The organism is Celeribacter sp. HF31 (assembly GCF_011806455.1).
In the GTDB taxonomy this organism is placed as follows: domain Bacteria; phylum Pseudomonadota; class Alphaproteobacteria; order Rhodobacterales; family Rhodobacteraceae; genus Celeribacter.
The window spans coordinates 122,119-135,529 of the sequence record NZ_JAATOT010000005.1 but is presented as its reverse complement, the minus strand read 5'-3'; the positions used below and the strand labels follow the sequence as shown (position 1 = coordinate 135,529).

Genomic DNA, 13,411 nt, shown 5'->3' with positions numbered 1-13,411 from the left:
ATATGATCGACACCCCCATCACGCTCCACTACTGGCCCACGCCCAATGGCTGGAAAATCTCCATCGCACTTGAAGAAATGGACCTGCCCTATGAGGTCAAATTGGTGAACATCGGCGCGGGCGAACAGTTCGCGCCCGAGTTTCTCAAAATCGCGCCCAACAACCGCATGCCCGCCATCGTCGATCCCGAAGGGCCCGGCGGGCGGCCGATTTCGATCTTTGAATCGGGCGCGATCCTGCAATATCTCGCGCGCAAATCCGGCCAGTTCTACGGCGGTGGCGAGCGGGATCATGTTGCCGTCGATCAATGGCTGATGTGGCAGATGGGCGGGCTTGGTCCCATGGCCGGACAGGCGCATCATTTTCTGAGCTACGCGCCCAATATGGAGCCGCCGAACGACCTGCCCTATGCCAAGAACCGCTATCGCAATGAGGTGGCGCGTTTGTATGGCGTGCTCGACCGGCGGTTGGCGGAGGAAGAATTCGTCGCGGGGGATTTCTATTCCATCGCCGATATGGCGATCTGGCCCTGGGCGTCCCTGTGGGAAAAACAGGAACAGAGCCTCGACGACAAACCGCATCTGGCCCGCTGGATCGCGCGGATCGCCTCGCGCCCGGCGGTGCAGCGTGGACGGGCCTTGGCCGCCGAGAAACGCACAGATGCGGCGCAGGACAAGGAGGCGCAAAAGATTCTCTTTGGGCAAGGCGGAGCACAAAAGTGATCCTCACCCGGCGGGAGATGATCCTGGGCGGCAGCGCGCTGTGTCTCAGCGCCTGTTCCGTGCCCTTGATGAATGTCGCGCCGGACATAAAGGCCACGAACGCACGCGATCTTCTGGTCGTCACCAACCGCGCCGTGTCACAAGATCCGCAGCAGGTCTTTGAAGCCGCACGCTCGGACACACGTTTCTTTTGCGATTACCAAATCTCGGTGCCGAGGGATCGCAATCCCGGCGAGTTTTCCTTCCCCCGCACACCTCTCGACCCGGAGAAACAGTTTTTCGTCGCAGACAGCCGGCGGTTCGACACGGAACCCGACTTTCGCCACGCCCTGAACCAACGCGTCCGCGCCCAGCCCAAGGGCGAGCGCGGCGTTGTTTTGTTCGTCCATGGCTATAATGTCTCCTACCCCGGCGCCGTGTTCCGCGCCGCGCAGATTGCGACGGATTTCCAACTGGATCAGCCGATGGTGCTGTTTTCCTGGCCCTCTGCGGGGCGGGTTTCGCGCTACGCCTACGACCGCGATTCCGTTTTGTTTGCCCGCAAGGCGCTGGCCCAGACCCTGCGCGATCTGGCCCAAAGTCAGGCCGAACAGATCACCATTCTGGCGCATTCCATGGGCGGACTTTTGACGATGGAGGCTCTCAAACGTCTGGCGCTCGAAGGCGACCGCGAAACGCTGGACCGCCTGAACGGCGTGGTTCTGGTGCAGGCCGACATCGACATCGACCTGTTCCGCACCCAGGTCAAAGATCTGCGCCCCTATGACGTCGAGCTGGCGGTCTTTGCCTCCCGCCGGGATCGGGCGTTGAAACTGTCATCCGTGCTCACAGGCGGCCATCCCCGCGTGGGAGAGGCGGAGAATATCGAGGAATTGCGGCGACTTGGCGTTTTGGTTGTGGACACGACCGTCGCGCCCCGCCCCGGCCCTCTGGGGCACTCAAGCCTGATGAGGTCGCCGGAGCTTTTGTCGATGATCGCGTCGCGCAGCTTTGTCGATCGCATCGTCGGCGGCGCGCCCGGACAGGATATTCTGATCGAAGGGCTGAGCCTCACCGGCTCCGCAGCCTTGGCGATTGCCTATCTTCCCTACACGATCACCGGGACGTAGCGGTTACTCCGCCGCGTCCTTGTCCGCCTCTTTCGTGTCGGCCTTTTTCGTGTCGTCTTCGGTCGAGTGCCGCGCCATCAACCCGCTTTGCGCCATGAAAAACGCCAGCATCGCGATCGGCAGGCCAAAGGTCTTGAACTTCACCCAAGTGTCGGTCGTCATCGTGCGCCAGATCGCCTCGTTGGCGACGGCCAGACCGAAGAAAAACAGCATCATGCGGAACTCAAGCTTGCGCCAGCCGTCCGCATCCAAAGGCATCACCTCGCCCAAAACCAGCGAAAGATAGCTTTTCGAGCGCAAAAGCCCAACGCCCAGAATGGCCCCGAACATGATGTAAATCATCGTCGGCTTCATCTTGAAAAACCGTTCGTCGTTGAGCCAGATCGTCAGCCCCCCGAAGACGACGACCAGCACCAGCGTCATGATCTGCATCGCTGACAACTTGCCGGTCAGACGCCACAGGATCAGGGTCGAGAGCGCCAAAAGCGGGATGAACACCGCCGTCATCACGATAAACCCGGAATACTCCGTGCCCGCGATGGTGAACACGTGATCGCGCAGCGCGATATAGCCCGCGAAAAACGCCAGGATCGGCCCCATTTCGAGAACCGGTTTCACCCAGGGCTTGATCTGTTTTTCTTCCGACATGCGCGCTCCTTATCCACCCATCTCAACTATGACCGCACCCAAGGCAATCAAGGCCATGAGGGACAATCTTCTCGGCCCCACCTTTTCGCCCAACACGATCCATCCGATCAAAGCGGCAAAGACAGTGGAGGTTTCCCGCAACACAGCCGCCTCGCCGACATTATCGAGACGGGTCGCCAACATGATACAGCCAAAGGAGAAATAGGCGACGATGCCACCAAAGAACCCTTTGACCGCGAGCGGCCCGAGTGCGGGTTTGAACTCCATATTCCGGTAGCGCAGAAACGCCACCACGGGCATCACCAAACCGTCGAGGAAAAAGAACCACGCCAAGAATGTGAACGGATCTGCGGTGGAGCGGATGCCGTAGGCGTCATAGGTCGTGTAAAGTGCGACGAAAGCGCCCGTCAGCACCGCGAGCATCAAGGCGGGCACCATGGTGTCGCGCCCGACCGTGATGGTCCGCAAATTGTAAAGCGCCAGCCCGAAGATGCCGGAGATCAGCACCAAAACGCCGAGCCACTGCACCAAGGTGAAATGTTCGCCAAAGACGAACCCGGCAGCGACCACCGCAAAAAGCGGCCCCGAGCCGCGCACCACCGGGTAGACGACCGTATAGGCGCCCTTGGTGTAAGTGTAGCCCTGGGCGATTTTATAGCCCATGTGGATCACGAACATGCCGAGGAAAATCAACCACATATGCGGTTCCGGCCAAGGCACAACGAACAATGCAAAAGGTGCCGCCATGATGCCGTAAAAGAAATCCATCGCTCCGCGCGACAGCCACGGATCGTGCCGCCCTTTTTGCAGCGCGCCAAAAAGTGCATGCAAAAACGCCGCCATCAGCGCCAGGATCAGCGCCGCGTGGTGGCCCGTTTCCGTGCCCTCAAGGGAAAGGATGAAATCGCTCATGCGTCCCTGCTATCTCTCGCTCCGACAAAGGTCCAGAGCCTGAAACTGCACAGCGACTGAGCAAGCCTTTACGCCGCGCGCGGATCGGACCGCGAAAGCCCCGGCATGTCGGAATAGGGATTCGGCACCAGCATCCCGTCGGTCGCCTCGATAAACGGGTATGCCGGGTCCAGATAGCCCGCCGTGATCAGCGCTTCTTCCAGCGTGCGGATCACGAAATCGGTGCGAAACTCCGGCAAAACCCCCATGCCCCAGATGCGGGCCGGGCGGTCTTCGCGGTCAGGGTCCACCACCAACATGGCCGTGCCCACCAGGCTCTCCCCCTTGACCACGACCATTTCAGCGTAAAGCTCGCGGTCTTCGGGCCAATCCTCCGCCGTGTCGTCCGGGCAGACCGGGTGATCGAAAAATAGCTCCTGAATCGCCTCGCGTCGTTCCAGCGGGTTCCCCGCAGAGACCCAGCTCTGGGGACCAATGGCGTGCAGAATTTCGAGCATCAAACCTCCAGACCCGTCAGGGCCGCGGCAAATTCTTCGGGATCGAAAGGGGCGAGATCGTCAATCTGTTCGCCCACGCCAATCGCGTGGATCGGAAGGCCGAATTTATCGGCCAGACTGACCAGAACCCCACCCTTGGCGGTCCCATCGAGTTTCGTCATCACAAGGCCGGAGACATCCGCGATCTTTTGGAAAATCTCAACCTGAGAAACCGCGTTTTGCCCTGTCGTCGCGTCGAGTACAAGCAAAGTGTTGTGCGGCGCGGTCTCGTCCTTTTTGCGGATCACGCGGACGATCTTGGCCAGTTCTTCCATCAGGTCGGCGCGGTTTTGCAACCGGCCCGCCGTGTCGATCATCAACAGATCGGCGCCGGTCTCCTGCGCCTTGGTCATCGCATCAAAGGCCAAACTTGCCGGATCGGAGCCCTCAGGCGCGGTCAGGACCGGCACACCGGCGCGCTCGCCCCAGACCTGCAATTGCTCAACAGCCGCCGCGCGGAAGGTATCCCCCGCCGCGATCACCACCGATTTTCCAGCGGCCCGGAATTGGCTCGCGAGTTTGCCGATGGTGGTGGTCTTGCCCGAACCGTTCACACCGACAACCAGCACGACCTGCGGCGTCTTTGTGTAGAGCGGCATCGGTTTCGCCACCGGCTCCATGATGCGCGCGACCTCTTGGGCCATCAGGCGTTTGATCTCTTCGACCGAAAGCTTCTTGCCATAACGCCCCTCGGCCATGGCGGCGGTCACCCGCATGGAGGTCTCGACCCCCATATCGGCGGTGATCAACAGCTCTTCGAGCTGCTCCAGCATATCGTCATCCAGCGCGCGGCGGACAACGGTCTTGGTTTCCTTGCGGCCCAGAAGGCGGCCCAAAAAGCCCGGTTTGACGGTTTCGGCCCGAGTTTGGGTGGGAGTTTGAACTGGGGCTTCGATCACGGTTTCAACCGGGATTTCAACCGGCATCTCTACCGGAACTTCAGCCGGCACCTGCACAGGCATCTCAAGCGGCGCGACGTCGGAGGGCGGCGTCACATCCGGCGACGGCGTGTCCGGCACATCCTTTGGCAAGTCCTGCGGCAGTTCTTGAGGCACATCCGTCGGCAGCTCTTCGGGCAAAGGCGCGGGGGCTGGCTCCGGCGTCGACTCAGGGATCGGCTGCGGCTCGGGGGTAGGCTCCGGCAAAGGCTCCGGCGTCACATCGGGCGCAACGGGCAGCTCCGGCTCTGCCGCGACCTCTTCGACATAGGCTTCCTCGACGCTGCTTTCCTCGCCACCGTCCTCGACAATGGCTTCCAACCCTTCGTCGAGCTTCGACGAGGTTTTCATCAGACGGGATTTCAGTTTCGAAAAAAGCGACATGGGGCCTCCGTTCCTGTCGTCACTTAATGGGTCTTGGCCCTTTATGAAAGCCCCCAAACGCGCGGCACAAAGGCCAAAAGGATCGCGCCCTGCCCGCAAATATAGAGCGTCCAGAGCAGATAGCCCGCGGATCGCGCCGCCCGCGTTCCTGGGCGCATGCGAAAGAGTTGGATCGCGAGGGTGAGATCGGAGAGCAGGAACAACACCGCGCCGAGGCTCGCCAGGCGCCAGGTCTCGGGCAAGCTCAGCGCCAGCACCGTCATCCCCGAAATGAGCAGGACATAGACCCGCACCGGTGCGCGCAAGGCCCCTGTATATGGCGCCAGCCAAACTTCCGTCGAGAGCGCCAGACCGGTAAGGAGGACAACGCCGGGCCAAAAGAGGACGTCGACCTCAGCCCAAAACAGGAAAACGTAGCAGAGATGCGCCAGCGCGAAGCTGATGAGGCCGATCAAAAAGTAACGTTCGCCCTCACGCGACAGGGCCAAATCCCCCAGCGCCGATAAAATCAGTCCGAAGATTAACCAAGATGACCCGCCATGGATTAACGCCAAAACTGCAAAGAGGCTTAAAGGCATGGTCTTGATCGCGCTGCGCCAAAGCGCTGGCACGCCTCCGGTCAAAGGCAGGTAGGCCAATGCGCTCGCCCCCGCCAAGCCCCATAAAATTGTGTTCAAAATCATGCCTCCCCCCCTCTCAGCCGCAGGTTTCGCTTTTGCAGACCGCAGGCTCATGCCTATAGTCAGCACAGATTTATAGGGACGTCCATGACACAGACGATGGCGCAGAAAACCACTCACATCATTCGCTTTTTCGCGGTCACAACGCTGGCGCCCGTGGCGTTTTTGGCCTTGGGCGCGCTGTTTGGCGGGCTTTGGGCCGTGGCCGGGTTTCTCTACATGACCGCGCTGGCCTATTCGCTCGATCAACTCGTCGACCTTGCCCGCTCACCTGAAACTCCGGAGGCTGAATTCCCCGACGCCAACGCCCTCTCGACTGTTCTGGCGCTTTCGCATTTTGCACTTTTGCCGCTCGCGGTCTGGGCGCTTTCCAATGGACAACTCGCATTTTGGGAAAGGCTTTTCGTGTTTCTCGGCATGGGGTTGTTCTTTGGACAGGTGTCGAATTCCAATGCGCATGAGCTGGTGCATCGCTCCGACCGAACGCTGCGCCGCCTGGGCACTTGGGTCTATATCACGCTGCTGTTCGGCCATCATGCGACCGCGCACGTCCGTGTGCATCACCGTTACGCGGCCACCGCCCGAGACCCCAACTCCGCCCCGCTCGGCATGAGCTATTACCGGTTCCTGCCGCGTGCTTGGTTTGGATCGTTCCGGGCCGGTCTGCGTGCGGAAAACGTCCTGCGCAAACGCACCGGATCGACCGATCTGCACCCCTATGTCCTCTATGTCGGGGGCGCGGTCGCCTGTCTCGCGCTGGCCTATGTCATCGGCGGTTTCACAGGCATTTTCAAATACATGCTGCTCGCAGGCTATGCCTCCTCTCAGCTCATGCTGTCGGATTACGTGCAGCATTACGGGCTCCGTCGTCGTGAAATCTCTCCCGGAAAATTCGAACCCGTCGGTGCAGAGCATAGCTGGAACAGCCCACAATGGTTCACGTCTTTTCTCATGCTCAACGCCCCGCGTCATTCGGACCATCACGCCCATCCGATGAAACCTTACCCAGCGCTGGAATTGACACAGGACATGCCGCAATTGCCGCGCTCACTTCCCGCCATGGCCACGCTCGCCCTGATCCCCCCCTTGTGGCGTAAAGTCATGGACCCGCGCGTCGCGCGCCTGCATGCCGCCACAGGAACACAAGAGCCCGGTTAAAGCGTTTCTCAAAAAACTTGAGGTACTCAATTTTTGAGAAACGCAGCAATATCAATTCAGTGTGGCAACGTTTTTCGCTCAATCTGATTCAGATGAAACGAAAAACGCTTTAACCAGCTGTTAAGAATGTGAGTGGAGCGACTCGGCGCCTTGTGTCATGGTTGCCAAATGATGAAGACCTGCCTCCTCCCCCTCGCCTTTACGCTCTTGAGCGCCACGGTCGCAAACGCCGATCCCCTGACCGGCGACGAATTCGACGCCTATGCAACGGGCAAGACCCTGACCTTTGCCGAGGACGGTCAGCCCTATGGTGCGGAGGAATATCTGCCGGGAAATCGCGTGCGGTGGGCCTTTGATCAGGACACCTGCAAAGAGGGCATTTGGTACGAACGCGAAAAGGACATTTGCTTCATCTACGAAGACGGCCTTGCGCCGCAATGCTGGCAGTTTTTCGTCGAAAGCGACAAGCTCAAGGCCGTGTTCCAAGGCGACAGCGGCACCGAGCTTTATGAGGCCTGGGCCTCCGAGGGGCCCTTGGCCTGTATGGGGCCTCAGGTCGGGGTCTAAGCCCGCGCCCCATCCCGTAGAACATAGGTCGACATTCCGCCTTTTCGCCCCGGCGTGCCTCGCGTCATATCCCCTCCGCATTAACCTTAACCGATATTAAGGTTAATAAGATTAAGGTTAACGCCAGAGGGGAAAGAGGCGCGATCACTGCGTGCAAGCCACACCTTGCGCCGGGACCGCAGCGCGTATCACGGCGCAAGGCCTCAGAATAAACTGCCCTGAGCAGGCCCGCTGCCCGATCCCGGCTCTTTCTTGGCTTTGGGTTTGGTGGCGTGTTTCGCGGGGGGCTTGGCAGGCTTCGACGCCACGCCGCCACCGATCTGCACCCGCCCATCGGAAAATTGCACCTCATGCATCCGTGCCGCGTCCTTCGACGAGGTCACAACACCGCCCTCGGCATCGCGCACCACGGCATAGCCGCGCTTCAACGTCTCTTGATAGGACAGAGCCGACAACATCCCCGCGCGCTGATCCAAAGCCGCGCGCCAGCGATGGGTCTGGCCTTGCGCGGCACGGGCGAACCGGTCAGAGAGCTGCGTGAAATCGCGGCGTGCCTGCACGGTCGTACGCGAGACGGTCATAGGCGACAGACGTGCCGACAAACGGTCGAGATCGCGCCGGTGTTGTCCCGCACCGCGCGCCAAAGCGGGCGCAAGCCGCAAGGACAATGTGGACAGGCGATCCTTATGCGCCGTGATCCTCCCCTGCAAGATCGAAGGCCGCAGCACCGTTGCCGCCTCAGACAGCGCCAGCCGCCGGTTGCGCACCCCGTTGATCAGCGCCTGCGTCAAACGCAGGTCGATCTGATCGACACGCTGACGCGGCCCATCGAGCAGGCGGTCTTTCTGCGGCAAGGCGCGGCCCAGATCGCGCAACCGCTGACGGCGCAACTCGACACCACCGGTCAAAGCCCGCTCTATCCGGGCACGCAATTCCTGAATAGTGACCCACAATTCGCGCCGCACCGGCACGGCCAGCTCTGCGGCGGCGGTCGGTGTCGGCGCGCGTTTGTCGGAGGCGAAATCAATCAGCGTCGTGTCGGTCTCGTGCCCGACAGCGGAGATCAGCGGGATCGCGGAGTCTGCCGCCGCACGCACCACGATTTCTTCGTTAAACCCCCAGAGGTCCTCGACCGATCCCCCGCCCCGCGCGACGATAATGAGATCAGGCCGCGGGATCGCACCGTCTGCGGGCAAAGCGTTAAACCCGCGAATGCCCGCCGCAACTTCTGCGGCTGATTTCTGACCTTGAACCGCCACCGGCCAGATCAACACATGACGCGGGAAACGGTCGCTCAGACGGTGCAAAATATCGCGGATGACGGCGCCCGAGGGCGAGGTCACCACGCCGATCACCTCCGGCAACCAAGGCAACGGCTTTTTACGAGAGGCATCGAACAGCCCCTCGGCGGCCAGCGCTTTCTTGCGCTTTTCCAACATGGCCATGAGCGCGCCCGCACCCGCAGGTTCGACATTGTCGACGATGATCTGATAGCGCGAGCCGCCGGGGAACGTCGTCATCCGCCCCGTGGCGATGACCTCCATCCCCTCTTCGGGCTGCACCTCCATCCGCGCGACCTGACCCTTCCAACTCACCGCATTGATGACCGCTTTTTCGTCTTTCAGATCGAAATACAAATGCCCCGAGCGCGGACGCGACACGCGCCCCACCTCGGCGCGCACCCGCACATAGCCGAACTCGCCCTCGATCATCGCCTTCACCGCGCCGGAGAGTTCGGAGACGGAAAATTCCGGGGCGTTAGAGGTTTTGGGGCTGTCGTCCTCGAAAAGATCGGACATGTTGGGCCTCCGGGGGCTGCTCGTGCTTGTGTCAAACTCTCGGTGACCTTAGAACGCGCGCAAGCAAAGGTGAAGCGGAGAGCGTTGATGAACATTCTGATCCTCGGCAGCGGCGGGCGCGAACATGCGTTGGCCTGGGCGGTGATGCAAAACCCGAAATGCGACAAGCTGATCGTGGCGCCGGGCAATGCGGGCATTGCTGCGATTGCGGAATGCGCGTCTTTCGACATCAACGACGGCCCGGCTGTAGTGTCTTTTGTTGAGGAAAATGCGATTGATTTCGTCGTGATCGGCCCGGAAGCGCCGCTCGCCGCCGGTGTCGCCGACGATCTGCGCGCATCTGGCGTGCTGACCTTTGGCCCCTCTAAAGCGGCTGCGCAACTTGAAGCCTCGAAAGGCTTCACCAAAGAGATTTGCGACGCCTCCGGTGCGCCGACCGCAGGTTACGCCCGGTTCGATGATGCGGAAAAGGCCAAGGCCTATATCCGCACACAAGGCGCCCCCATCGTGGTGAAGGCCGACGGTCTGGCGGCCGGCAAAGGCGTGATCGTCGCCATGGACGAGGCGACCGCTTTGGAGGCCATCGACGACATGTTCGGCGGCGCTTTTGGCGGTGCGGGCGCGGAGGTCGTGATCGAGGAATTCATGGAGGGCGAAGAGGCCTCCTGGTTCATTCTGTGCGACGGCGAAAACGTCCTGCCCATCGGCACGGCGCAGGATCACAAGCGCGTTGGCGACGGGGACACGGGACTGAACACCGGCGGTATGGGCGCCTATTCGCCCGCGCCGGTGATGACCGACAGCGTCATTCAAAAGGCCATGGACGAGATCGTCAAACCGACCGTCAAGGAAATGGCGAAACGCGGCATGCCCTATCAGGGCGTGCTCTATGCCGGGTTCATGATCAAGGACGGCCAGCCGCGCCTTGTCGAATACAACTGTCGTTTCGGCGACCCGGAATGTCAGGTGCTGATGATACGTCTGGGCGCGCAGGCTTTGGATCTGATGCTTGCGACCGCTGAGGGCACGCTGGATCAGGCCAAGGTGAACTGGGCCGACGATCACGCGATGACCGTTGTGATGGCGGCGAAGGGCTATCCGGGGGCCTACGAGAAAGGCTCTGTGATCAAGGGCTTGGACGCGTTGCCCGAGGACAGCATGAACATGGTGTTCCACGCGGGTACCGCCGAGAAAGACGGCCAGATCGTCGCGACCGGCGGGCGGGTACTCAACGTGACGGCGCGGGGCGACAGCCTACAGGATGCGCGCGACCGCGCCTATGCGATGATTGCTCAGATTGATTGGCCCGAGGGCTTCAACCGGTCCGATATCGGCTGGCGGGCGCTGAAATAATTCAGGCGAAATAAATCTGGGGACGCAGGTTTCGGTTAAGCCCGTGTTAACCTTACCCATGGCATAACCACGTTGCGAAAGGCACCAAAGGCTCGAATGGCCATCCGGTTTGAACCCCTCACGGTTCGAAACTTCGGTGTAAAAGCCCGGTTGCGGCTGTCGCGACAGAATAGAGGCGCGCTCGAACGGCGCGCCTTTTCTATTGCCGTGTTTCTTTTGAAATGACGCTGACTTGGGGCTGCTCTCCCCACACTCACCTTTTGCGGGCCAGCCCCCATACGCTCTATTTGTGGGGCCAGCCCCCACGCCCACTTTTTGCGGGGGCCAGCCCCCCGCACCCCCGGGATATTTCCAGACAAAAGAAGCGCAATCCACCGGCCATTAACCGTAACCCGCCATGCTGCAAGCGCGGTACAGGCGGGGACGCCGATGACCGTGACGGAAGAAGCCCCCTGTCCTCGTGAGTTTGCTCAGGGGACAGCGGGATACGCCAAGGCTTCAGCATGGATGGGGACGCGTGCTTCTTTCGCCTGAAAGCGTTTTGCGAAATATCTGTGTCACGGATTTCCGGGAAGCGCTGTGCAACATCTGTATGTTGCGAGCCTTTTGCAATTGATCGGAGACGCAGAGCAATTGCAAAAGGCTTAAAGTATCCCGGGGTGACTGGCCTGAAAGGCCAGAGGGGCAGCGCCCCTTTTACGGGCAGGTGAGGAACGGCGTGAAAGACGCAGGGCCCTCGTAAGTCCCAAGGGTCGTTGAAACCAATTCGCCATCTTGCCAGCGCGTCTCGACAACTTGTGTCCAATCCGCATCCGCCGTCAGGATCACCGGTGCGTCATCAGGGCAGTCTCGTACACCCCCTTCGATCTCCGCTGCGCCGAGATGATGATTGGTCAGACCGGAACGTCGTGCCAAAGGCACCAACATGCCTTCACGCGCCAGGTCAACCTGCAGGAGTACCAGCTCTTTTGTCAGATGCGGACGATCGACATAGGCGATCTCCTCCACCCCATCGCCATCGAAATCGGCAATGCCCGCGATGGCGAGCCAGCGGTGGCGTTGGCCGATGGGCGCGCTGGCCTTGGCCGGAATCAGGCGGGCTTGATCGTCGAGGAACCAGACTTGTACCCAAGCGCCGGTGACAAAGCCGCTGACGACCGTCACCACCTCCGGCGCGCCGTCGCCGTTGAAATCGTGAAGCCGGGGCGCGGTGTCTTCGAACACGCTTTTCTTGAAAGAGGCCTCGCGCGTTGTGCCGTCGTCCAATGTCACGACCAGACGGCCATATTCGCCATTCGCAACGGCCCCGTGGCCGTAAACCTCAGTGGGCTCCGCATAATGCGCGCCGCTGATTGTGGCGGCGGCCAGCGGGGCAGCGAAAAGACTGGCCGCCAAGGCGAGCAAAGCGGCCAGTTTCAGCATCAGATCTGCTTTTCAGGCATATTGACCAGAAGGCCTTCGAGGGCCTCGGTCACCTTGATCTGACAGGTCAGGCGCGAACGCACGGGATCCGGCTCGAAGGCGAAATCGAGCATGTCTTCTTCCATGTCGTCACGTTCGGGGAGCTTTTCGACCCACTCGGGCGCCACATAGACGTGGCAGGTGGAACAGGCGCAGGCCCCGCCACAATCGGCGTCGATGCCCGGAATGCCATTGTCGCGCGCGCCCTCCATCACGGTGCGCCCCACGGGGACATCCACAACGTGTTCGGTACCGCCGAATTCGACATAGGTGATTTTGACCATGGGCTCATTCCTTTCCGCTGCTTTCACTTGGGGCTGAAAGCCTGTTCTCGTCCGACCTGCCCCGATGGGACCGATGTGGCCATGGGGACGTTTTTCGACACCTGCTTTAGCGCGACAGGGGGCGCGAGAAAAGGGTCATTCCGTCGCGACCACAAGTCCAGCTCCGGTCACAGGGATATCCCCGGCGACTGTCCAGTTTTTAGGCAAATTCCGTGCTCGCACCTGCGTCTTATTCGACCTTTGGAAATTCATAAGATCGGGGTAACATGGGGAAAACACCCCGCAACGGGCAAACTCAACAGGCGAGCAGATGACAGAGCGACATTCATTTAGGCCGATCGCGGTTTTACTGGCCACAGCCCTTTTGGTCGCTTGCCAGATGGCCACGACAGATGACGAGATTCTGCGCGCTTCGGAAACGCCCGGCGCGCCTCCCGGCGCCGATCCCAATGCCTGTTACGCCCGCCATGTGACCCCCGCGATCATCGAAACCGTCACCGAACAGGTGCTGGTGCAACCGCCACAGATCGACGCCTCGGGTGCCGTGACCTACCCGGCCGTGTATCGCACAGAAACCCGTCAGGACATCGTCCGCGAGCGCAAGGAGTTGTGGTTCGAAACGTTGTGCCGCGAGGATTGGACCCCGGAGTTCATCGCCTCGGTGCAGCGTGCCCTTGCCGCGCGTGGCTATTATCAGGGGCAGGCCCATGGCCGTATGGACCACGCCACCCGGCGCGCGATCCGGGCCTATCAGCTGGAACAGGGGGTGGACAGCGAAGTGCTGTCTCTGGCCGCCGCGCGGCAGTTGGGGCTCAAGGAAGTGGCGCGCGAAGAGTAGCTGCGGAGCTCTCCTCGAGCTT

General features: G+C 60.9%; 14 protein-coding genes. 6 read left to right on the top strand and 8 right to left on the bottom strand.

Features of this window, described 5'->3' with window-relative positions; genetic code table 11:
- Positions 1–2 precede the first annotated feature (2 nt).
- A complete protein-coding gene (locus HCZ23_RS12250; protein ID WP_167602015.1) occupies positions 3–722 on the top strand; it encodes a glutathione S-transferase N-terminal domain-containing protein in 720 nt (239 codons plus the stop codon).
- Entirely contained in the window at positions 719–1,831 is a 1,113-nt protein-coding gene (locus HCZ23_RS12245) for an alpha/beta fold hydrolase (protein ID WP_167602014.1), read from the top strand. Before HCZ23_RS12250 ends, HCZ23_RS12245 begins: the two co-directional genes overlap by 4 nt.
- Before the next feature lie 3 nt (positions 1,832–1,834).
- Here the strand turns inward: HCZ23_RS12245 and HCZ23_RS12240 are convergent, their stop codons facing one another.
- The 5 genes from HCZ23_RS12240 to HCZ23_RS12220 form a co-directional block, all read right to left on the bottom strand.
- Complete coding sequence (locus tag HCZ23_RS12240; RefSeq protein ID WP_167602013.1) at positions 1,835–2,479, bottom strand: inner membrane-spanning protein YciB; 645 nt, start codon at positions 2,477–2,479, stop codon at positions 1,835–1,837.
- Positions 2,480–2,488: 9 nt separating this feature from the next.
- Positions 2,489–3,391, bottom strand: coding sequence for a DMT family transporter (locus HCZ23_RS12235; RefSeq protein ID WP_167602012.1), 903 nt, complete (start codon positions 3,389–3,391; stop codon positions 2,489–2,491).
- A gap of 68 nt (positions 3,392–3,459) precedes the next feature.
- A complete protein-coding gene (locus HCZ23_RS12230) occupies positions 3,460–3,888 on the bottom strand; it encodes a GNAT family N-acetyltransferase (protein ID WP_167602011.1) in 429 nt (142 codons plus the stop codon).
- Complete coding sequence (ftsY, locus tag HCZ23_RS12225) at positions 3,888–5,249, bottom strand: signal recognition particle-docking protein FtsY (RefSeq protein WP_167602010.1); 1,362 nt, start codon at positions 5,247–5,249, stop codon at positions 3,888–3,890. Before ftsY ends, HCZ23_RS12230 begins: the two co-directional genes overlap by 1 nt.
- A 41-nt stretch (positions 5,250–5,290) precedes the next feature.
- Complete coding sequence (locus tag HCZ23_RS12220) at positions 5,291–5,932, bottom strand: lysoplasmalogenase (RefSeq protein WP_167602009.1); 642 nt, start codon at positions 5,930–5,932, stop codon at positions 5,291–5,293.
- An 84-nt stretch (positions 5,933–6,016) separates the two neighbouring features.
- Between HCZ23_RS12220 and HCZ23_RS12215 the strand changes: the two genes are divergently transcribed.
- Together HCZ23_RS12215 and HCZ23_RS12210 are read left to right on the top strand one after the other, a co-directional pair.
- Entirely contained in the window at positions 6,017–7,087 is a 1,071-nt protein-coding gene (locus HCZ23_RS12215) for an alkane 1-monooxygenase (RefSeq protein ID WP_254870291.1), read from the top strand.
- Positions 7,088–7,258: 171 nt separating this feature from the next.
- The gene (locus tag HCZ23_RS12210) at positions 7,259–7,654 is read left to right on the top strand and encodes a hypothetical protein (RefSeq protein ID WP_167602242.1); all 396 of its coding nucleotides are present in this window, start codon (positions 7,259–7,261) and stop codon (positions 7,652–7,654) included.
- Between the two features lie 203 nt (positions 7,655–7,857).
- Here the strand turns inward: HCZ23_RS12210 and xseA are convergent, their stop codons facing one another.
- A complete protein-coding gene (gene xseA, locus HCZ23_RS12205; RefSeq protein ID WP_167602008.1) occupies positions 7,858–9,453 on the bottom strand; it encodes an exodeoxyribonuclease VII large subunit in 1,596 nt (531 codons plus the stop codon).
- Between the two features lie 87 nt (positions 9,454–9,540).
- On the opposite strand from xseA, the gene purD reads away from it, so the two are divergent.
- Positions 9,541–10,806 (top strand): phosphoribosylamine--glycine ligase, encoded by a 1,266-nt coding sequence (purD, locus tag HCZ23_RS12200; RefSeq protein WP_167602007.1) that lies wholly within the window; start codon positions 9,541–9,543, stop codon positions 10,804–10,806.
- A 696-nt stretch (positions 10,807–11,502) separates the two neighbouring features.
- On the opposite strand, the gene HCZ23_RS12195 is transcribed toward purD, so the two are convergent.
- Positions 11,503–12,228 carry a VCBS repeat-containing protein gene (locus tag HCZ23_RS12195; protein WP_167602006.1) on the bottom strand — a complete coding sequence of 242 codons (726 nt, stop codon included), beginning with the start codon at positions 12,226–12,228 and terminating at the stop codon, positions 11,503–11,505.
- The gene (locus tag HCZ23_RS12190) at positions 12,228–12,551 is read right to left on the bottom strand and encodes a 2Fe-2S iron-sulfur cluster-binding protein (protein ID WP_167602005.1); all 324 of its coding nucleotides are present in this window, start codon (positions 12,549–12,551) and stop codon (positions 12,228–12,230) included. The genes HCZ23_RS12195 and HCZ23_RS12190 overlap by 1 nt, the downstream gene beginning before the upstream one ends.
- 379 nt (positions 12,552–12,930) lie before the next feature.
- Here HCZ23_RS12190 and HCZ23_RS12185 point away from each other — a divergent pair, with 379 nt between their 5' ends.
- On the top strand, positions 12,931–13,389 hold the full coding sequence (locus tag HCZ23_RS12185) for a peptidoglycan-binding protein (protein ID WP_254870290.1): 459 nt from the start codon (positions 12,931–12,933) through the stop codon (positions 13,387–13,389).
- The last annotated feature ends 22 nt before the right edge of the window (positions 13,390–13,411 follow it).